This is a genomic window from Promicromonospora sp. Populi (assembly GCF_041081105.1).
Taxonomy (GTDB): Bacteria; Actinomycetota; Actinomycetes; order Actinomycetales; family Cellulomonadaceae; genus Promicromonospora.
Genome location: NZ_CP163528.1, coordinates 2,205,351 through 2,224,889 on the forward strand (window position 1 = coordinate 2,205,351; position 19,539 = coordinate 2,224,889).

16 protein-coding genes are annotated in these 19,539 nt (G+C 72.3%); 1 reads left to right on the top strand and 15 read right to left on the bottom strand.

The annotated features are described in order from the left end of the window. Window positions 1–57: 57 nt before the first annotated feature. The 14 genes from AB1046_RS10065 to AB1046_RS10130 all read right to left on the bottom strand — a co-directional run bounded on the left by AB1046_RS10065 (window position 58) and on the right by AB1046_RS10130 (window position 15,862). The gene (locus AB1046_RS10065) at window positions 58–2,796 is read right to left on the bottom strand and encodes a molybdopterin-dependent oxidoreductase (protein ID WP_369374873.1); all 2,739 of its coding nucleotides are present in this window, start codon (window positions 2,794–2,796) and stop codon (window positions 58–60) included. Beyond that, entirely contained in the window at window positions 2,793–3,665 is an 873-nt protein-coding gene (locus AB1046_RS10070; RefSeq protein WP_369374875.1) for an FAD binding domain-containing protein, read from the bottom strand. The genes AB1046_RS10065 and AB1046_RS10070 overlap by 4 nt, the downstream gene beginning before the upstream one ends. A 7-nt stretch (window positions 3,666–3,672) precedes the next feature. Beyond that, window positions 3,673–4,509 (bottom strand): MurR/RpiR family transcriptional regulator, encoded by an 837-nt coding sequence (locus tag AB1046_RS10075; protein ID WP_369374877.1) that lies wholly within the window; start codon window positions 4,507–4,509, stop codon window positions 3,673–3,675. After that, window positions 4,506–5,807, bottom strand: coding sequence for a M20 family metallo-hydrolase (locus tag AB1046_RS10080; protein WP_369374879.1), 1,302 nt, complete (start codon window positions 5,805–5,807; stop codon window positions 4,506–4,508). The genes AB1046_RS10075 and AB1046_RS10080 overlap by 4 nt, the downstream gene beginning before the upstream one ends. Next, window positions 5,804–7,039 (bottom strand): alanine--glyoxylate aminotransferase family protein, encoded by a 1,236-nt coding sequence (locus AB1046_RS10085; protein WP_369374882.1) that lies wholly within the window; start codon window positions 7,037–7,039, stop codon window positions 5,804–5,806. The genes AB1046_RS10080 and AB1046_RS10085 overlap by 4 nt, the downstream gene beginning before the upstream one ends. Then, window positions 7,036–8,580 carry an allantoinase AllB gene (gene allB / locus AB1046_RS10090; RefSeq protein ID WP_369374884.1) on the bottom strand — a complete coding sequence of 515 codons (1,545 nt, stop codon included), beginning with the start codon at window positions 8,578–8,580 and terminating at the stop codon, window positions 7,036–7,038. Before allB ends, AB1046_RS10085 begins: the two co-directional genes overlap by 4 nt. After that, window positions 8,577–9,521: a factor-independent urate hydroxylase gene (gene pucL / locus AB1046_RS10095; RefSeq protein WP_369374886.1), complete on the bottom strand. Its 945-nt coding sequence runs from the start codon at window positions 9,519–9,521 to the stop codon at window positions 8,577–8,579. The genes allB and pucL overlap by 4 nt, the downstream gene beginning before the upstream one ends. Next, window positions 9,522–9,815, bottom strand: a complete 294-nt coding sequence (locus AB1046_RS10100; RefSeq protein ID WP_369374888.1) for a hydroxyisourate hydrolase — start codon at window positions 9,813–9,815, stop codon at window positions 9,522–9,524. It abuts the gene before it with no gap. Further along, entirely contained in the window at window positions 9,812–10,207 is a 396-nt protein-coding gene (locus tag AB1046_RS10105; RefSeq protein WP_369374890.1) for a 2-oxo-4-hydroxy-4-carboxy-5-ureidoimidazoline decarboxylase, read from the bottom strand. Before AB1046_RS10105 ends, AB1046_RS10100 begins: the two co-directional genes overlap by 4 nt. 360 nt (window positions 10,208–10,567) lie before the next feature. Further along, window positions 10,568–11,833: a type II toxin-antitoxin system HipA family toxin gene (locus AB1046_RS10110; RefSeq protein WP_369374892.1), complete on the bottom strand. Its 1,266-nt coding sequence runs from the start codon at window positions 11,831–11,833 to the stop codon at window positions 10,568–10,570. A 10-nt stretch (window positions 11,834–11,843) separates the two neighbouring features. After that, window positions 11,844–12,086: a helix-turn-helix transcriptional regulator gene (locus tag AB1046_RS10115; protein WP_369374895.1), complete on the bottom strand. Its 243-nt coding sequence runs from the start codon at window positions 12,084–12,086 to the stop codon at window positions 11,844–11,846. Window positions 12,087–12,171: 85 nt separating this feature from the next. Beyond that, entirely contained in the window at window positions 12,172–13,314 is a 1,143-nt protein-coding gene (locus AB1046_RS10120) for an amidase family protein (RefSeq protein ID WP_369374897.1), read from the bottom strand. Between the two features lie 176 nt (window positions 13,315–13,490). Further along, window positions 13,491–14,630, bottom strand: a complete 1,140-nt coding sequence (locus tag AB1046_RS10125; protein ID WP_369374899.1) for an acetamidase/formamidase family protein — start codon at window positions 14,628–14,630, stop codon at window positions 13,491–13,493. A gap of 272 nt (window positions 14,631–14,902) precedes the next feature. Beyond that, window positions 14,903–15,862: a hypothetical protein gene (locus AB1046_RS10130; RefSeq protein ID WP_369374902.1), complete on the bottom strand. Its 960-nt coding sequence runs from the start codon at window positions 15,860–15,862 to the stop codon at window positions 14,903–14,905. Window positions 15,863–15,971: 109 nt separating this feature from the next. Here AB1046_RS10130 and AB1046_RS10135 point away from each other — a divergent pair, with 109 nt between their 5' ends. After that, the gene (locus AB1046_RS10135; RefSeq protein WP_369374904.1) at window positions 15,972–17,585 is read left to right on the top strand and encodes a serine/threonine-protein kinase; all 1,614 of its coding nucleotides are present in this window, start codon (window positions 15,972–15,974) and stop codon (window positions 17,583–17,585) included. Window positions 17,586–17,697: 112 nt separating this feature from the next. On the opposite strand, the gene leuA is transcribed toward AB1046_RS10135, so the two are convergent. After that, a complete protein-coding gene (leuA, locus tag AB1046_RS10140; RefSeq protein WP_369375647.1) occupies window positions 17,698–19,419 on the bottom strand; it encodes a 2-isopropylmalate synthase in 1,722 nt (573 codons plus the stop codon). Window positions 19,420–19,539: the final 120 nt, after the last annotated feature.

The window sequence follows — 19,539 nt, forward strand, 5'->3', positions numbered from 1 at the left end:
TCGCACCACCGGATTTCAATTGCGTTCCCGGCAGGTCACCCGCACGAAACGTTCGTTTCACCCGTCGTGACCCGCACGGCCGGTCGATGCGGCTGCTTTCGCGCGCAGCAGCTCCCACAGCCGGTCCTGTTGCATCGGCAGGTCGCGCGGGCGCGCACCGGTGGCGTCCGCTATCGCGTTCGCCAGCGCCGGGGCGACCGGGTTGTACGGGGCCTCGCTCATCGACTTGGCCCCGCGGACGCCGAGAGCGTCGTACGTGTCGGCGAACAGCACCTCCGTGTCCGGGACGTCCGCGATCTGCGGCACCCGGTAGTGCCGCAGCGCGCGCGTCACGACGACGCCGTCGCGCACCACCATCCGCTCCGTCAGCGCCGAGCCGAGCGCCTGGGCCACGCCGCCCTCGATCTGGCCGCGCAGCTGCTCGGGATTGATCACCACTCCGGCGTCGGCGGCATGCACCGACCGCAGGATCCGCACCTGCCCGGTCTCCCGCTGCACGGCCACCCGGAACCCGTGCACGTTGAACGCGACGGACCGAGGCGACCCGTCATGGGTGGCTTCCCCGCTCAACCCCACCTGTTGTCCAGCGCTCGACTGGTCCAGCTTGGTCTTGAGGGCCGCCGCCGCTCGTTGGACCGCCAGGCCCGCCACCACCGAGCCGGCCGAGCCATAGGCGCCCGTGTCGTGGCCCGAGGTCGCGGTGTCCGACGGGCGCACCCGCACCCGCGCCATCGGCACCCCGAGCTCCGTGGCGGCGATCTGGGCGTGCACGGTAGTGGTGCCGTTGCCGAACTCGGCGGTGCCGACGTCGACCACGAAGTCGCCGTCGGCTCCCACAGTCACGCGGGCGTGCGTGTGGTGGCCGCGCGGCGGGATGGTCGCGATCATCGCGAGCCCGACGCCGCTCCCCTCGACCCAGCCGTCCGGGACTGCGTCGCCCCGCCCCGTGGCCAGTGCGTTCTCGACGAGGTCGAGGCACTGGTCGAGCCCGTAGGACCCGAACTCCAGGTCCCCCTCCACGGGCTGACCGACGACGAACGGGTCACCCGGCCGGATCACGTTCCGCCGCCGCATCTCCACCGGGTCGATGCCGAGGCGCGCGGCCAGCTCGTCGATCGCGCCCTCGATAGCGAACTGCATCTGCCCCACGCCGTACCCGCGGAACGCCCCGGACGGCACGTTGTTCGTGTAGACCGACTCGGCATCGACGCGCTTGTTCGGGGCGCGGTAGACGGCCATGGACTCGTGCAGGCCGTGGAACAGGACGCCGGGCGCGTGGTTGCCGTAGGCGCCGGTGTCGGCCAGGACGTCGATGGCGAGCGCCGTCAGCTCCCCGGTCTCGGAGGCTCCCGCGCGGACCGTGACGCGCATCGGGTGCCGGCACGGCACCATCGTGAACTGCTGCTCACGCGTGAGCTCCCACTGCACGGGCCGGCCGGTGCGCAGGGTCGCGAGGGCCACGATGTCCTCCACGAGCAGCTCCTGCTTGCCCCCGAACCCGCCGCCAACCCGCCCGGCGACCACGCGGACCCGGTCGGCGGGCAGGTCCAGGATCCGAGCCAGCTCGTCGCGCACGAGGAACGGCACCTGGGTGGAGGTGCGCACATGCAGGACGGCGGCCTCCGGGGCGCCGCCAGGCCCCGGCTCCACCCAGGCGCGGGCGCCGTGCGTCTCCAGGGCCACGTGGTTCACGCGGTCGGTGGTCCAGGTGCCGGTCACGGTCGCGGCGGAGGCGGCCAAGGCCGCCTCGACGCCGTCGTTCCCGGGTTCGGCATGTTCCTCATGAATCTGTACGACGACGTTGCGGCTCGCCTCTTCGACCCGGTGCATGTCGGGCGTCTTGCCGGGGTGTAGCAGGGGCGCGCCCGGCCGCCGGGCGGCCTCCGGGTCGAAGACGGCGGGCAGCGGCTCGTACTCGACCGCCACCAGGGCGAGCGCGTCGCGCGCCTGGCGGAGCGTCTCGGCGACGGCAAACGCCACCCGCTGCCCCACGAACCGCAGGACGGGGTCGAGGATGCGGGTGTCGTCGGGGTCGTCGAGCCGGTTCTGGTGCCGTCCCGTCGAGTAGAGGATGTCCGGGACGTCGTGGTGGGTGAGCACCAGGTGCACACCGGGCGCGCTGCGGGCCGCAGTCGCGTCGATCCGGATGATCCGGGCGTGCGGGTGCGGGCTGCCGAGCACCGCGACGTGCAGCAGCCCGGGCGGCGCGGGCTCGTCCAGGGTGTAGGCCTCGCGTCCGCTCACGATCCGTGCGGCGGCAGGCGTGACGACGGCCCGGCCGAACGCGTCCCCCGGCTCCGCGGCCTCGGTGTTCACGCGACCGGCGAGCGCATCGCGGATCGAGCGGTACCCGGTACAGCGGCAGAGGTTGCCCTTGAGCTCTTCGGCGGTGCCGTGCGGGTGGGCGGCATCGGGCCCGTTCGCCGCGAGCGCGCTCAGCGCCGGCGTGCCGGCGACCGTGCAGACCATCCCGGCCGTGCAGAAACCGCACTGGAACCCGGCCGCCTCGACGAACGCGCGCTGCACGGGATGCAGGTGGTCGGCGTCGGCGTCCGGCTCGCCGCCCGGTCCGAACCGGCCCAGCCCGGCGGCCGTCACCACCTCCGACTCGGTCGCCCTGTGCGCCGGGATCAGGCACGACTGCACGGGCGCGCCGTCGAGCAGCACGGTGCACGCGCCGCAGTCGCCCGAGTCGCAGCCCTTCTTCACGGCGGTGGTGCCCTGCTCACGCAGGTAGGTACGCAGGCACTGACCGGGGCGCGGCTCTGCCGTGACGTCTGCGCCGTCGATCCTCATGCGGTCCCGCCTAGCTCCTCGAACGCCTCGTGCGCCAGCCGCCGCGTCATCGCGGCGCGCCACGCGGGAATGCCGTGCGTGTCCTCGTACCAGGCGGAGGCGTCGATCCCGTCGATCAACCGGTCCAGCTCCCCGTGCTCGCCCGGCCCCAGCTCCAGCACTATGGGCGCGGGCACCGAGGCGGTCAGCACCAGCCGCACGCGCGGCGGCACGTCTCCATCCAGCCTCGACGACGACAGTGCCCGACCTGTCACCATCGCCGCCGTCCGGCCCGTCGGAGTCAGGGACGCGCGGCGGAACACCGTGCGCTGACCGAGGGTCGCCGCCGGCACCCGTATCTCCCGGAGCACCTCCCCCGGCGCGAGGTCGACGACCCCCGCACCCGTGACCAGGGACGACACCGGCACCTCGCGGCAGCCGCCGTCGAGCGTCCACACGACCGCCAACGCGTCGAGCGCGGCGAACAGCCCGGCCATCGACCCAGCCGGCAGTCCTAGCGCCAGATTCCCTCCGACCGTCGCGGTCCGGGCGACCTTCGGCGACAGCGACAGCGCCGAGACGCACTCACCGACGATCCCGAGCGCACGGTACGGCCCGGACCCCACGTCGGACGTGCCCGACGCCGCACCGAGCGCACCCGGCCCGGCAACCAGCTCCTCGAGCGTGCACGTCCCGGAGACCCGGAGCCCCGACCCGTCGACGGACCATGGCTCCCAGCCCAACCCAGTGAGGTCCACCAGGCCCGTCACCCCGGCGGGCACCGGCTCGGAGTACAGGAAGGTGCCGCCGCCCAGGAAGGCCTCCCCGGGCCGCAGCGCGCAGTCGGCGCGGGTCCGGGCCATGCGCACGGTGTTGATGTCCAGATCCACCTAAGGCTCACCCCTCGTCGATCTCGCGCAGCAGCGCGTACCGGGCGTCGATCGCCTCGACGCGGGCGCCGGCGCCGTCGAGCACCTCGTGGACCCGGTCCGACAGGGCGGCCACCACGCTCACCGGCGCCACCATCGAGTCGAAGGCACCGTCGGTAGTGATGGGGCACTCGATCCACCAGGTCACGCTGCCGGCGAGGTGCCGCAGGCTGGAGTCGGCGAGCAGGAGCACACGCACGCCGTCGGCCAGCAGGGCCTCGACCATCTCGGCCACCCGATACGCGTGCCGGCGGATCGAGACCACAACGACCACGTCCTCGGGGCCGAGGCCCACGAGGTCGTCGGCGAGCGACTGACCGGGAGCGGGCGCGAGGTGCACCCGGCCGCGCACCTGGGTCAGGTTGCGCCGCAGCTGGGTAGCCTGCCCGAGCGATCCCCGGCGTCCGACCACCACTACGTCGCGTGCGGTGGCGAGCGCGGAGGCGATCTGGTCGAGCGTGGCGTCGTCGAGCGCCGAGTAGACCTTCTCCAGGTTCCGGACCTCCTGCTCCAGCCGTTCGCGCAGGCCGGGCGACGGGTCCACCGCTATCGGCAGGCCACGCCCGCGCTGGGCCCGCAGGTGCTCCCGCAGCCCTTCGAAGTCCTCGTAGCCGAGCTTGCGGAACAGGCGGCTCATCGTCGCCTTGGACACCCCGGCCAGCTCGGCGAGCTCCGTGGCGCGGTACGTCCCCAGGTCGCCGAGGTGGTCGAGCAGCGCGTCGGCGGCGCGGCGCTCCTGCGGCGACAGGTCGCGGTAGCCGGCGGCGATCCGGTCCTCGAGCGGCTTGGTGGCGAACGACTTCATCGGGCCTCCTCAGGGACGGCGGCGCGGGCCAGCGCCAGCACCGCCGCCGTGAACGCGTCGAGGGCCACGCCCACGTCCGCGGGCTCGACGTGCTCGTCCGGGTGGTGGCTGATCCCGTCGCGGCAGCGCAGGAACAGCATGCCGACGTCGGTCACGGCGGCCATCGCCATGCCGTCGTGGCCGGCGGGGCTCCAGAGCCCCAGCGCTGAGTCCAATGGCGCCGCGGCGCTGGTGTCCGACGTCGTGCCGGTCGCGGACACGATGCCCGCCGCCACGGCCTCGCTCAGCCGCGGGGCGCAGGCGGTCGACGGCGCCCGATGGGTCTCGGCGAACTCGAACGTCACGCCCCGCCCCTGGGCGATCTCGCGGCCGGCCGTCACGATCTGCTCCCAGAGCGCGTCGCGGCCGGCGTCGGTGCGGCCACGCAGGTCGAGCGTGAGCTCGGCCCGGCCGGGGATGACGTTGACGGCCCCGGGCTCCACGCGGATGTCGCCGACCGTGGCGAGGCAGTCGGCGGCGATGGCCAGCTCCTCGATGCGGGTGACGAGGTGCGCGGCGGCGACCAGCGCGTCCCGGCGTCGGGCGAACGGGGTGCCGCCCGCATGCCGGGCCTCGCCCGTCACGGTCAGCACGAACCGCCGCGCCCCCGCGATGGTGGTCACGTACCCGAGCGGCAGGCCCCGCTCCTGAAGCACCGGCCCCTGCTCGATGTGCGCCTCCAGGTAGCCGACCAGGTCGGCCGGGTCCCGGGCGGCGTCGCCCACCCGGTCCGGGGCGAGCCCGAACTGCAGGAACGCCTCGCGCAGCGGCACGCCGTCGGCGTCGGCCTGGTCCCACCAGGCCGGGTCCCACTGGCCCGACGCCGCGCAGCTGCCCAGCAGCGCCTTGCCGAACCGGGTGCCCTCCTCGTCGGAGAAGCCCACCACCTCCAGCGCGAACGGCAGGGCCTCGTCCCGCAGCCGGTGCGCGACGGCGATGGCGAGCACCACGCCGAGCATCCCGTCGTACCGCCCGGCGTCGGGCACGGTGTCCAGGTGCGACCCGAGCACTAGCGCGGGCTCGCCCGGGGTGGCGGGGCGCTGGGGTGTGCCGTCGGCGGCGCGGCGGCCCCAGACGTTGCCCGCGGCGTCGGTCTCGGTGTCGAGGCCGGCCTCCCGCATCCACGCGGCGACCGCGGTGTTGGCGGCAGCATGCTCGGGCGAGAGATAGACCCGCTCCAGCCCGTCCCCCCGCGACGAGTACCGCGTCAGCTCATCGCACCGCTCGAGAACCCACCCACTGGACCCGATCTCACTCACGGTCGCCCCTCCTCATCGACGTCTTCGTACGAGGTGAGGGCGGCGGCCACGCCACCACCCGACGGGGGCGCGTGGCCGGCGCGGCGGAGCTCGTGCTCCAGGGCGGCCAGCGTGGTGAGCACCGCGTCCCGGCGGGCGTTGAAGCCCATGGTCCCGATGCGCCAGACCACACCGTGCAGCGGGCCGAACGACGTGCCGATCTCGATGCCGAAGTTGTCCAGGAGCCCGCCGCGCACGGCGTCGCCGTCCACGCCATCGGGGATGCGCACGGCCACGACGTTGTGCATCTTGTGGGCCATGTCGCCGAAGATCTCCAGGCCGAGCCCGAGCACTCCGGCGGCCATGGCCACGCCGTGCCGGGCGTGCCGGTCCACCGCGTTACCCAAACCCTCGGCGGCCAGCAGGCGGGCGCACTCGCGCGCCGCATAGAGCATGGACGTGGCCTCGGTGTGGTGGTTGAGGCGGCGCGGCCCCCAGTAGTCCATGATCTGCGCGAGGTCGAGGTAGTTGGAGCGGATCGGGGTGCCCGACGGCGGGGCGTCGTCCGCGGTACGGATCCCCGCCTCTACCTGCTTGCGTCTGTTGACAGCCGCGACTGCCTCGGGCGAGAGCGTCACGGGCGCGCTGCCCGACGGGCCGCCCAGGCACTTCTGCAGCCCGGCCGTCGCCGCGTCGATGCCCCACTCGTCGGTGTGGAACGGGTTGCCGCCGAGCGTGGCCGTGGCGTCGACGTAGAGCAGGGCGTCATGCTCGTGCGCGATCCGGCCGAGGTCCGCGAGCGGCTGCGCCATCGTCGTCGAGGTGTCCCCGTGCACTACGGCGAGCACCCGGGGCCGGACGCGGCGGACGGCGTCCTCGATCTGCCCCGGGTCGAAAACCGTGCCCCACCCCGTCTCGATCGTGTGCACCTCGGCGCCGGCCCGGGCACCGATCTCGGCGAGCAGATGCCCGAACCGGCCGAACACCGGGACCAGCACCCGGTCGCCCGGCTCCAGCAGGGACACCAGCGCCGCCTCGATCCCGGCGCGCGAGGTGCCGTCCACGAGGAGGGTCTGCTCGTTGGCGGTGTCCCAGACGGTGCGCCACAGCCCCATGGCCTCTGTCATGGTGTCGGTCATGAACGGGTCGAACTGCCCGACGAGCGGCGCGGCCATGGCCCGCAGCACCCGCGGGTCGGCGTCGACGGGCCCGGGGCCCATGAGCAGCCGCGCAGGCGGATGAATCTGCGTCATGCGGACCTCCCCGCCCGCTCGGCGGCGGCGCTGCCGGGCCGGGCGATCAAGCGGCCGTCGCCGCGGATGTGCTCGACGTCGTTCGCTGGTCGCCAGGTGCCACCGTCGATGTTGCCGTGCGCCACTGCTTCGCCGAACGACCACACCGCGATCCGCCCGCCCAGCACCGTGTCAGTCACCGCGCCCACGACCGTCATGCCGTCGTAGGCACTGACGGGGTTGCGGTGTGCGAGCTGCGCGGCGTCGATCGTGGTGCCGGCTTCGGGGTCGTAGACGACGAGGTCCGCGGCCGCACCCTCGGCAATGACACCCTTCGGCCGGTCACCCCCGTCCAAGCCGACCAGCGCCGCGGTGTTCGCCGACGTCCAGCGGGACACCTCCGGCAGGGGTACGCCCCTCCGTCGCGCGGCGTCGGCCAGGGCGACGAAGCCGGTCTGGAGACCAGAGATGCCACCCCAGGCGGCCTGCAGGTCGGTCTCGCCGACCGGTCCGCCGAGCCGTTTCTCCGCGAGCGACGACGGCGAGTGGTCACTGACCACGCAGTCGAGGATCCCGGCGCGCAGCCCGTCCCAGAGCGCGTCCTGGTTGCCCCGGTCGCGGATCGGCGGGCAGCACTTGTAGGCGGCGTCGCCGTCGGGAATGTGCTCGGCGTCGAACACCAGGTAGTGGTGGCAGGTCTCGGCGGTGACGGGCAGGCCCTCTTCCTTGGCCTCCTGGAGCAGGTCGAGCACGCGGGCGGAGGACACGTGCAGCACGTGCGTTCGCGCGCCGGTCTCGCGGACGGCGTCGAGCAGCGTCCGGACCGCCGTCGTCTCGGCCTCGTCCGGGCGGGAGAGCAGGAAGTCGGAGTAGGCGCGGGACTGCGGGTGCGGCGCCGCGGCAAGGACGGCCGGGTCCTCGGCATGCACCGCGAGCAGACCGTCGAACCGGACAAGGCGGTCCATGACGACCAAGAGCTCGTCCGGGCCGAGCGGCGGGAACTCGGGGACGCCCGAGTCAGCGAGGAAGCACTTGAACCCCAGGACGCCCGCGTCCCAGAGCGGCTCCAGGTCGTCGGCGTTGCCGGGCACGGCGCCGCCCCAGAAGGCGACGTCGCAGGGCAGGCGACCGCTCTGCCACTCCTCGTCGTCCGGCAGTCGTTCCGACGCGGCCCGGGCCGCCGCCTGCTTGACCCGCAGCGCCTCCACGCTGGTGGTGGGCGGGATCGAGTTGAGCGGCATGTCCACGATCGTGGTCACCCCGCCGTACGCCGCGGCACGTGCCGCCGACGTGAACCCCTCCCAGTGGGTGCGGCCCGGCTCGTTGACGTGCACGTGGGTGTCGACACCACCGGGCAGGACGACGCGATCGCCGAGCTTCCAGACCGCCGCCGACCGGGAGGGCGGGGCGCCGAGCATCCCGTCGTCGTGGGCCGCGACCTTGTCGGGGTCGGAAGTGCCCCACCACACCTGGGCGATCCGATCGCCCTCGGTCCGCAGCACCGCCGGGCGCAGCTCCCCCTCGACCAGCACCCGTTCGGACCCGATCAGCCTGTCGCTCATACAAATCCTCCGATCGTCGACCAGACGGGGTGCTCCGGGACGGCCGGGCCTGACCGCTGGACCGCTGCCTCGATCAGCCCGTACGGCCGGTCGGCGGCGAAAAAGACCTCGCCGGGGTTGTCCAGGCCGAACGGCTCCAGGTCGACGAGGAAGTGGTGGTTGTTGGGGCAGGACAGCCGGATCTCGGCGATGTCGGGATACGCCTCCAGCACCGCCTTGCCCATCGCGAACACGGTCTGCTGCAGTGCCAGGGAGTGCAGGTTCGCGAACGCCTCCAGGAGGATCGCGCGGACCGCCGCGAACCGCTCGTCATACTCCGCCGGGCCTGCGGTCTCGGTGAACGACGGTGTGTACCGCCACCAGGCGGTGACGTCGGTCGCGAGGATCCGGTCGTCGACCTCGGGCAGGGTTGTGTACCGGTCGCGCGGGAACCCGGAGAACTCCGAGCCGGTCGACTTGAGCACCGTGACGTCGCGCAGGCCGGCCAGCACGGTCAGGCCCGAGTCGTCGGCGTGCACGAGCGCCGTGCGGCGCTCGGCCGCGCCCCGCACAAAGGCATGGTCGTGCCCGACGGCGGGGGCGGCGCCGTCCGGTCCAGGCGCCGTCGGCGGACCGGGCGGGATGCGCTCCCAGCCGTACTGCTCCGCCGCCCAGCGACCGCCCGTGACCTGCGGCGAGGTGAGGAAGTGCCGCGCGAGCCGCAGCAGGAACGTCTCCGGCGAGCCGACCCCGTCGCGGGCGAACGCGTTGATCGTGTTCTTCTGCGTGTCGGTGGCGATGACGCCCGCGTTGTCCCCGGACTCGTGCGTGGCCCGGAAGTCGCCGCGCAGCTGCGAGGTCACGCTCAGGTCGGTGATGTGGTGCCGCGGGGTGTCCCGGTCGACGCGCACCAGCCGCACCTCGGCCTTGCCGTACTGGTTGGGTCCCAGGACTATCGACATTCAGCTCCCCCGGTAGGTGGTGTAGGCGAACGGGCTCAGCAGCAGGGCGACGTGCGTGTGGTCGGCGCCGAGCACAACGTCGAGCACCACCTGCCCGAAGAACGTCTCCCGGTCCTGGGCTCCGAACCAGTCGCCGACGGCGAACGTGAGGACGTGCCGCCCTGGCGTGACCTCGCCCCAGGAGACGCGGCCGTCGTCGTCGGTCACCGCCTGCTGCGTGCCCAGGGCGACCGTCAGCCCCGCGGCCGGGAGGCCGCGCGCGGCGTCGAGCACGTGGGTGGAGGCGGTGCTCACTGCGCTACCTCGACGGCGTCCGGGGCGGTCTCCGCGTCCGGGGCGGGCTCCTCGACGAGCGTCTCCAGCCGTAGCAGCGCGATCTGGCGCAGCTGCTCGGCCGTGACCAGGGCTTCGACGGCGGGATCGTTGGTCAGGCGCTCCGTAAGGTTCGCGAGGATGTCCTCTGCGGTGCGCCCGGCGGCCCGGACCAGGAAGATCCGGCCGAACCTCGCCTCGTACGCGGCGTTGCCCTCGGCGATCCGGGCGGCAGTCGCCTCGGCCGCGGTGGGCTGCTCGGTGCGGGACAGGCGCGCCTCGGTGCTGTCGCCCGCGGCACGCTCCCCGATCCGCGGGTGGTGCGCGAGCGCGGTTTCGACGTCGGCGGCGTCCCACTCGGCGGCGGCGCGCATGGCGCGCAGCAGCAGCTGGTCGCGGCGGAGGTAGGGCCTGGCCGACTATCTCGTCCACCCAGGAACTGATGTCGGCGCACGGCCGGACCGTCTCCGCGGCATCGGCGGCGGGCAGGGCGTTGAACGTCGCGAGGTCCATGGGGACAAACCTAGTTTCAATCTGCCCACTGCGGTGAGACACGCGTTTCAGATGGGTAAAACTTTTCCGAGCCGTCAGGCGAGGCGACCGGTCCGCGGCACGTGGGCGATGTCCGCGCGGCCACCTCGAACCGGTGTGGCGGGTTGTCGTCCTCGTAGGCGGGCCAGCCCACGCTGCCCGGGTTGACCAGGAGCGATCCGTCCGGGAGCCGACAGGTGCCTCTACGAAGCGGGTTGTCGGGAACGGCGCGCGGCCAGCTCGCCCAGGAGTCGTTCCCCGAGCGCCGCGACATGCCCCTCGTAGTCATCCAGGTCTTCCAGCGCAGTCTCGATCGCATCAGGAACCAGTGCTGCAAGCTCTGCGACCCGTCCCACGGTGTGATCCACGTCGAGACCGGCAGCGTCGGCGAACCGGCTCCAGGCATCGCGCCCGATCTCGTCGAGCTCGAACATCCCTCCGACACTCATCGACACAACGCGCCGCCCACCCGTCGGCGGGTCGTAGGCGAAGCCGGAGGCGACGTCGTAGATCGGCGCCAGGTCCACTGAGTCGCCGTCCAGCAGAACCGCGTAGTTGCGGGCGTGCGCGTCCGGGGCCCCGATCACGGTGTTGTAGATCAGCCCGTCGACAAACCGTTCGACGTTGCGGCGAGCACTGCCCGCGGTCTCGGACACCTCCCGCAGCATCCGAATGATGCCGAGCGCGGACGGGCCGCCTTCGGACTCATACTTCTCGTTGTCGCCGAGCGCCTGGCAGAGGTCTTCTTGATGTAGACGGACCACCTGGTCGCCGTCGACACGGAGACGATCGAATCGGCTGACCACGATCGCATCTTGCGACTTGAAGGACGTGTACTCGGTGTGCGCTGCATCGATGCCCACGATGCGCGCCGTACGCATGCTGACATGCTCGTCCAGAGCCTGCGCCTTCATCTTGCGGATGCCAGGCTTGATGATGTGCGTCGTTGCCTCGGCACCCTGCGCCACATACCACCGATCATCTTGTCGACGCAGCGCGAACTTCTGCTGAGTGCCGCCCAACGACCAGTGCTCTCCGGGCATGGTCCACGAGGCACTCTCGTCCGTGTCCATCTCGTCCAACCGGATCTCGATGTCACCGGCGCTGCATTCCTGCAGGCTTCCCTCACGACGGATCGTTGCCTCGATCTCGTCCTCCACGCAGAACTGCACGGCACCAGCACAGTCCTTGCCGACGACCGAGAGCAGGGCAAGCTCATCCCTGGTGTCGATGCGGTACCGGCGGCCGATGGCGTCCAGTGCTGGGTCACTCTCGGGAAGCAGACCTCGGAGGAACGTCACGACGGGAGCCCCCGCGTGCGACGCGATGCCGGGAGGCAGGGACAAGGACAAGGGTGTGGCGCCCACGCTTCGCGCGTCATCTAGGTAGGTGAGTCGGAGCACGCCGGCCCTTGTCCGCGTGAGCTCCGCGACGTGCCGACCACCGAGGATGACCGCGAGCTGCTTCACGGCAACCATCTCAGGAGTCCTCCCGGTCATCACGAACGGCGAGGCTGGCGTCAAGCTCGTCGAGCACCCGCATCAGACGTCCGACCTCGAGCCCTTCGGTACGTCCCTGCTCCAGGTTGATGATCCACTGGCGGGAAACGTCTGCCGCCTCGGCAAGTTCAGCCTGGGAGAGGCCCCGATCCAGCCGCAGCCTTCTAACAGCCGTGCCCAGTCGCGGCAGCGATCGTGCGTTGAGCACCTTGTCCGTCGTCATCCATGTCAGCGTACCGTGACATTGCGGCGATGTCCACGTATCGTGACATCGCTGCAATGTCACGGTACGTGGACATCTCTGCCGGTCAGTTCCCGACGCCACCGGCCAGGGCGAGCAGGGCCCGGTCCGCGCCTGCCGGGCCCACGAGGCAGGCGCCCGCCGGCAGGCCCGACGCCGTCGCGACCGGCACCGACACCGCCGGCAGCCCGCCGATCCCCGCGATGCAGGTCAGCAGCATCGTGGCCGCGCGGGCGGCCTCGGCGTCCTTGGCGAGCGGGGCGACGGTCGCGGCCGACGGCAGCACCAGCACGCGGTCGGCGAGCTGCTCCCGGATCTGCGCCCTGGCCTGCGCGACGACGATGCGCGCCGCCTCGGCGTCGGCCGGGCCGATCGAGCGGGCCCGCTCGAACCGCGCGCGGACCGCGGGCCCGAGCGTGTCCATCCGGTCGGCGAGCCACGCGCCGTGCGCCGCCCAGGCCTCGGCGGCCTGCACGGTCTGGAAGGCGGCGAGCCAGGTAGGCTCGGGAGCCCAGTCGAGCGGCTCGGCTCCGGCATCCTGGGCAAGCTGGTCGACGACGTCGCGCACCTCGGGCGCCGCCAGCTCGAGCAGGGCGGCGCTCACGACGAGGCCGCGACCCGTGCCCGTGCCCGCCGTGTCCGCGGGCAGCAGCACCTCGCCGACCCGGGCCAGCGTCCCGGCGTCGGGGGCAAGCCAGCCGACCGTGTCGAACGACGGTGCGAGCGGCAGCAGCCCGCCGGCCGGTACGGCGCCGTGCGTCGGGCGGATCCCCCACAGCCCCTGGTACGCGGCGGGAACACGCACGGACCCGCCGGTGTCGGTCCCGAGCGCGATGCTCGCCTCGCCGGCCGCCACCGCCGACGTCGGGCCCGACGTCGAACCGCCGCTGATCCGCCCGGGCGCCCGCGGGTTGGGCGGCGTGCCGTAGTGGGCGTTCGCGCCCGTGAGCGAGTACGCGAACTCCTCGGTCTGCGCGATGCCCGCGAGCGCCGCCCCGGCCTCCAGCAGCCGTGCGACGGCGTCGGCGTGCGTGCTCTCGACGGGGGCCGCCGCGAGCCAGGCCGGGTTCCCGGCGCCGATTCGCTGCCCGGCGATCGCGAACAGGTCCTTGACCGCGACGGTCTCGCCGTCGAGCACGCCGGAACCGGTCGGGGGTGTCAGCGGGCCAGGTTCGGGCCGGACACGCCACACGCTGGGGTCGGAAGCCATGCGCACATGCTGCCAGGCCTGGAAGTCGCCGAGATCTGGATCCAATGCAATACCGAGCCGCCATGAGACAGAACCAGTGCGGAGGTCCGCTTCCAGCAAGGCCTGACGCATGCTTCGGAACCAAGAAACATGCCGGATCGCATTCTGGAAGCGGACCTCCACCAGGCGGCCGGGTCCTACCTCGGCGCGAAGTCCGCCTTGCGGATCCGCGCGTGCACACCCTTGACGACGTCCACGACCTGCGAGATGTCGAAGTCCGTCGCGGCCGACAGGTAGGCGTAGGCGTGCGCCGGCGACATCCCGTAGCGCACCCCCAGCAGCGCGATCGCCGCGCGCACGCAGTTCTGCACCGCGACGTCGAGGTCCCGGTCCAGCCCGGTCGGGACCAGGAACTCCGCGGTCTCCGCGAGCGGACCGGCCAGCTCTCCGAACGTCGCGACGGCGTCGGACGCCGGGATCAGGTCGAAGCCCAGCCGCACCCGCAGCGAGGCCTCGAAGGCGGTGAGCGCCACCTCGCCGTCGCCCTGCGCGAAGTGCGGGTCGCCCACGTAGGCCAGCGCCCCCGCGACCTGGACGGGCAGGTAGAGCGTGGAGCCGGCGCCCAGGAGGTTGATGTCGATGTTGCCGCCGAACGGCCCGGGCGGCACCGAGTGGGGCCGCTCGTCCCCGGCGGCGGCGACGCCCATGATGCCGAGGAACGGGCGCAGGTCGAACCCCACCCGGCGCGCGGCGCCCTCGGCCAGCGGGATCGAGCCGCGCCCCGCGCCGTCGGCCCAGGACTCAACTTCCGCGAACACGCTGACGATGTCCGCGCCCCCGGCCGGGTACTCGCCGGGCAGCGAGCCCCGGCCGTGCCGGTTGGAGATCACGCCGTACGGCACCCGGGGCTCGGTCGACAGCACGCGGATCGCCAGGAGGTCGCCCGGCCGAGCGCCGCGCACTTCGATGGGCCCGGTGACGACGTGGCCGCCGTGCGCGCCCGGGACGTCCAGCAACCCTGGCGCGCGCACACCCAGGCGGGACGCGCGCGCACCGGACCGGGCCGCCGCGGTGAGCTCTACGGCGTCGGCCAGGACGGCATCCTGGCCGACGCCGCGCTCCGCGAAGTACGCGTGCGGGTCACCGCCCTGATCCTCAAGGATGCCCTCGTGGGACAGGGTGTCGACCACCACCTCCTGCCCCGGGTCCACCGCCAGCACCGCGTGGTCGGCGGCGCAGGGCAGGCGGCCCCAGTAGGCGGTCTCGACGGAGGTGGGCAGGTAGGCAGCCCCGCCGGGGACGTTGGCGCCGGGCTGGAGGATCGTCTGCTGGTGCACGGGCCGAGAGTACACAGCCGGCCGATGGGCTAGCCCGGCAGCAGCGCCCGCGGCGGCACGACGGCGACCGCCCACGACGTCGTCGGACAGGACGATCGGGCCGTGCACCTAGGCCTCGACGTGGCCGTCCAGGAGGTCGTGAGCGCGGGCCGCGGTGTCGGCGTCGGCCATCGATGGTGACCGGCCAGTCCATGCCCGGAGGCTACCTGGCGGCCCGCACGCAGACGCTCGGGCCACGGAAAGTGGCCCGAGCGTCTGACGTCAGGGGCAGCTCAGTCCTGGACCTCGAGCATCCGGCGGCGCATCCGGACCATCGCCGCTCCCGCGGCCGTCAGGCCGAGGGCGGCGATCGCGACCATGCCGGCCTGGCCGCCGGTCTGCGCCAGCGCCTCGGGCGCCGTTGCCTCTCCGATGGCCTGGATGGGCGTGATCGGGACGAGCCCGGTGCCGGGAATCAGGCCGAAGCCGCCCTCCAGGCCGCCCCCGGGGTTGCCCACCGGGATCGTGCCGGAGCCGTCGTCCCCTGGCCCGGGGGTCCCCGGGTCCCCAGGGTTGCCCGGGTTCCCGGGGTCACCCGGGCCGCCGGACCCGGGGCTCTCGAGGAGGTCGTCGACGATGCCGTCCTCGCCCGTGACCGTCCCGATCGTGCCCGGGACGTCGCCGTTGCCCAGGTTCTCGCCCACGGAACCCACGTCGTCGATGAGCTCGCCGACCAGGTTGTCGGTGAGGCCCCGCGTGGGCGCGTCGGCGCCCAGCACGTCGTCGACCGCGCCGTCCTCGCCGGCGACCGCGTTGACCGCACCGGAGAGGCCGCTGACCACGTCTTCCACGGGGCCGCCCTCGTTGGCCCGCGTCTCGGGGGCGTCCTCGACGGCCGGCGCCGAGGCGCTGCCCGTCACGCCGCTGACCACGTCGTCGACGGCGCCGTCCTTGCCCGCCACGGAGTCGACAACCCCGGTGACGCCCTTGACGGTGTCGTCCAGGGCGCCGTCCTCCTTGGTGACCTGCCCGACGGTCTCCGTCACCTGCTTCAGCGTGCTGTCGACCGCGCCGCCCTTGCCGACCACCGCGTCGACAGTGCCCGTGAGAACGTCCCCCAGGCCGCCGGTCGACTGCTCGACCTTCGCCGTGGTGTTCTCCCCAGCCGCCATCGCGGACGTCGAGCCGGCGACGATCAGACCGCCCGCGACCAGCACGGACGGGAGCGCACGGCTCACGAACTTCCTCTTCATGTGTCCCCCTGTATCTGGTGATCCTGCATACCCGGCGTCTGGGGAGCAGACGCGAATCACCCTGACGGAAATATCGGGTGAATTCAAGGAAATCCGGTATGTTTCCACCATGATCGTGCCAGGCTCAGGGGAAGCCCCGCAGATCCATCCGCTCGAGCCGAACGACCCGCAGGAGCTGGGCGGTTACCCGCTGCTCGGCCGGATCGGATCCGGCGGGATGGGTGCGGTCTACCTCGCAGAAACCCGTACCGGCCGGAAGCTGGCCCTCAAGGCCATCCTGAAGGAGCACGTCCAGGACCCGGAGTTTCGCGATCGCTTCCGCCGGGAGGTCGCCGCGGCCATGAAGGTGCGCGGCCGGTTCCTCGCCACCGTGATCGACGCCGATCCGGACGGGGCGCAGCCGTGGCTGGCCGTCGAGTACGTAGCGGGTCCCGGCCTGTCCGCCGTCGTACGTGCGCGAGGCCCGCTGCCCGAAGCCGAGGTGCGCAGCGTGCTGGCCGGCGTGGCGGAGGCCCTGCGGGCCGTGCACCAGGTCGGCATCGTGCACCGCGACCTCAAACCGTCCAACATCCTGCTCGGCCAGGACGGTCCGTTTGTCATCGACTTCGGCATCGCCCAGGTGTCCGACACGACGTCGCTGACCCGCACGGGCCTGAAGGTCGGCACGCCCGCCTTCATGGCCCCCGAGCAGGTCCGCGGCAGCCTCGCGACGCCCGCGGCCGACGTCTGGGCGCTGGGCGCCGTAGCCCTCTACGCCGCGACCGGCCAGCGCGCGTTCGGCGAGGGTGACACCACCGTCGTCTACTACCGCGTGGTCCACGAGGAACCGGACCTGACCGGGTGCCCCGAGTGGCTGCTCCCGCTGGTGCGCGCCTGCCTGGCCAAGGATCCTGCAGACCGGCCGGACCTGCAGGAGGTCCTCGACTTCCTGAACGAGGTCCCGGCCGGCCTGCGGACGGCGACCACAAAGATCGTCCCGGGACCTGGCATCCCAGACATCGACCCCCTCGACTACGAGGACGACGCGACGGCGCTGCGCAACGACGAGACGGTGCTCAAGGCGACGACGGCCCCGACAACCCCGGAACCCGGTCCGGAGCAGGCCGCGCCGAGCCGACGCCGGCTGTCCCGCCCGGTCGTCTGGCTCCTCGCGGCCGCCGGAGTGCTGATCGTCGGCGGTGCCGCAACCGCCGTCGTGCTGGGTATGCGCGGCGGCTCGGCCGAAGCCGGGCCCTCTTCGGCGCCGTCCGGTGTGGGCGAGCCGACGGCGTCGCCGTCGGCCTCCGTGTCTGCGGATCCCCCGCCCGTCGTCGACGAGTGCCTGCTGGGCCGCTGGGAGCAGCGGGACCTGGCCACGCAGCTGCAGGCGGGCGACGAGACCGTCGAGACCACGGGCTGGAACGGGCGGATGCTTGAGTACCGCGCCGACGGCACCCAGCTCGTCACCTTCGACGACGCCGAACCGCTGCGCGCTACGACCTCGGCCGGCGAGTACATCGAGACCTGGACCGGCACGGCGACCTACACCGTCTCGACGGACGCCGGCATCCTCACGTTCGAGGACGTCGACTTCGGCCGGACGGAGGTCACCCGGGAGCTCGGCGACGAGCGCCGGACGTTCGAACCGCAGGGCCTGTCCCAGCCGCTGGAGTACACCTGCGACGAGACGACGCACACGCAGTGGGCCGACAACTTCGAGGCCACGTTCACCCGCGTCGACTGACCACGAATCTGGGGTGGGTTGCTCTGCGTAGATGTTGTCTACGGAGAGCAACCCACCCCAGATTCGTCTGGTCGCCCCGGGACCGGCCGGGCCGATCCTCCGGTCAGTCCGGTCAGCTGGCCGCGCGCTCCGCGCGGTTCACCGCGGAGACGATCGCCTTCAGGGACGAGAGCGTGATCGACGGGTCCACGCCGACGCCCCACAGGACATCGTCGCCCACTGCACACTCGACGTAGGCGGCGGCGCTGGCGTCGCCCCCTTCGGACAGGGCGTGCTCGGCGTAGTCCAGCACGCGCACCTCTACGCCTACCTGCGCTATCGCGTTCACGAAGGCGTCGATGGGCCCGTTGCCGGTCCCGGTCAGCGTCTGCAGCACACCACGGTCGACGACGTCGACCTCGAGGGTGTCCTGCTCACCCTCCGCCGAGACGGCGCGGGTGCCGCGCAGCTGCAGCCGCCCCCACGGCGTGAGGCCGGACGGTGCCCCCTCCTCGACGGGCAGGTACTCGTCGGTGAAGATGCGCCAGATGTCCTCGGCGGTCACCTCGGTGCCCTCGGTCTCGGTCACCTCCTGCACGGCGTGGGAGAACTCGATCTGCAGGCGGCGCGGCAGGTCCAGGTTGTGCTCGCTCTTGAGCAGGTAGGACACCCCGCCCTTGCCGGACTGCGAGTTGACCCGGATCACCGCCTCGTAGGAGCGTCCGACGTCGCGCGGGTCGATCGGCAGGTACGGCACACCCCAGTCCAGGTCGTCGATGCCGACACCGGCGGCCTCGGCCCGCCCGGCCATGTGCTCGAAGCCCTTCTTGATGGCGTCCTGGTGCGAGCCGGAGAACGCCGTGAACACCAGGTCACCCACGTAAGGGTGCCGCTCGTGCACGGGCATCTGGTTGCAGTGCTCGACCGTGCGGCGGATCTCGTCGATGTCGCCGAAGTTGATCTGCGGGTCGATCCCCTGCGAGAACAGGTTCAGGCCGAGCGTCACCAGGTCGACGTTGCCGGTGCGCTCGCCGTTGCCGAACAGGCAGCCCTCGATCCGGTCCGCGCCGGCCAGGTAGCCCAGCTCGGCGGCCGCGACGGCGGTGCCCCGGTCGTTGTGCGGGTGCAGCGACAGGATCACGTTCTCGCGGTGGCTGAGGTGCCGACTCATCCACTCGATCGAGTCGGCGTACACGTTGGGCGTGGCCATCTCGACGGTGGCAGGCAGGTTGATGATCACCTTGCGCTCCGGCGTCGGCTCGAAGACCTCGATGACCTCGTTGCAGATCCGCGCCGCGAACTCGAGCTCGGTGCCCGTGTACGACTCCGGCGAGTACTCGTAGTAGATCCGCGTGTCCGGCAGGGTCTCCTCCAGCTTGCGGCACAGCTTGGCGCCGTCGAGCGCGATGTCGACGATGCCGTCCTGGTCGGTCCGGAACACGACCTCGCGCTGCAGCACGGACGTCGAGTTGTACAGGTGCACGATCGCCTGCTTGGCACCCGTCAGCGACTCGTAGGTGCGCTCGATCAGGTGGGCGCGAGCCTGGGTGAGGACCTGGATCACGACATCGTCGGGGATCCGGTTCTCCTCGATGAGCTTGCGCACGAAGTCGTAGTCGGTCTGGCTGGCCGACGGGAAGCCGACCTCGATCTCCTTGTAGCCCATCGACACCAGCAGCTCGAACATACGCAGCTTGCGCTCCGCGTCCATCGGCTCGATGAGGGCCTGGTTGCCGTCACGCAGGTCGACCGCGCACCAGCGCGGCGCCTTCTCGATGCGCTTGGCGGGCCAGGTCCGGTCGGGGAGATCCAGGCGGATCTGCTCGTGGAACGGCCGGTACTTGCTCGTCGGCATGCCCGACGTCTGCTGCGGGTTGTCTTCGATGATCCCGCCTGCTGTGCCGCGCACTTCCTGGTCGTGAACTCCGCCGGGGGTGGTGGCGGTGATGCTGTTCTCCATGTTGTTTCCTTCGCT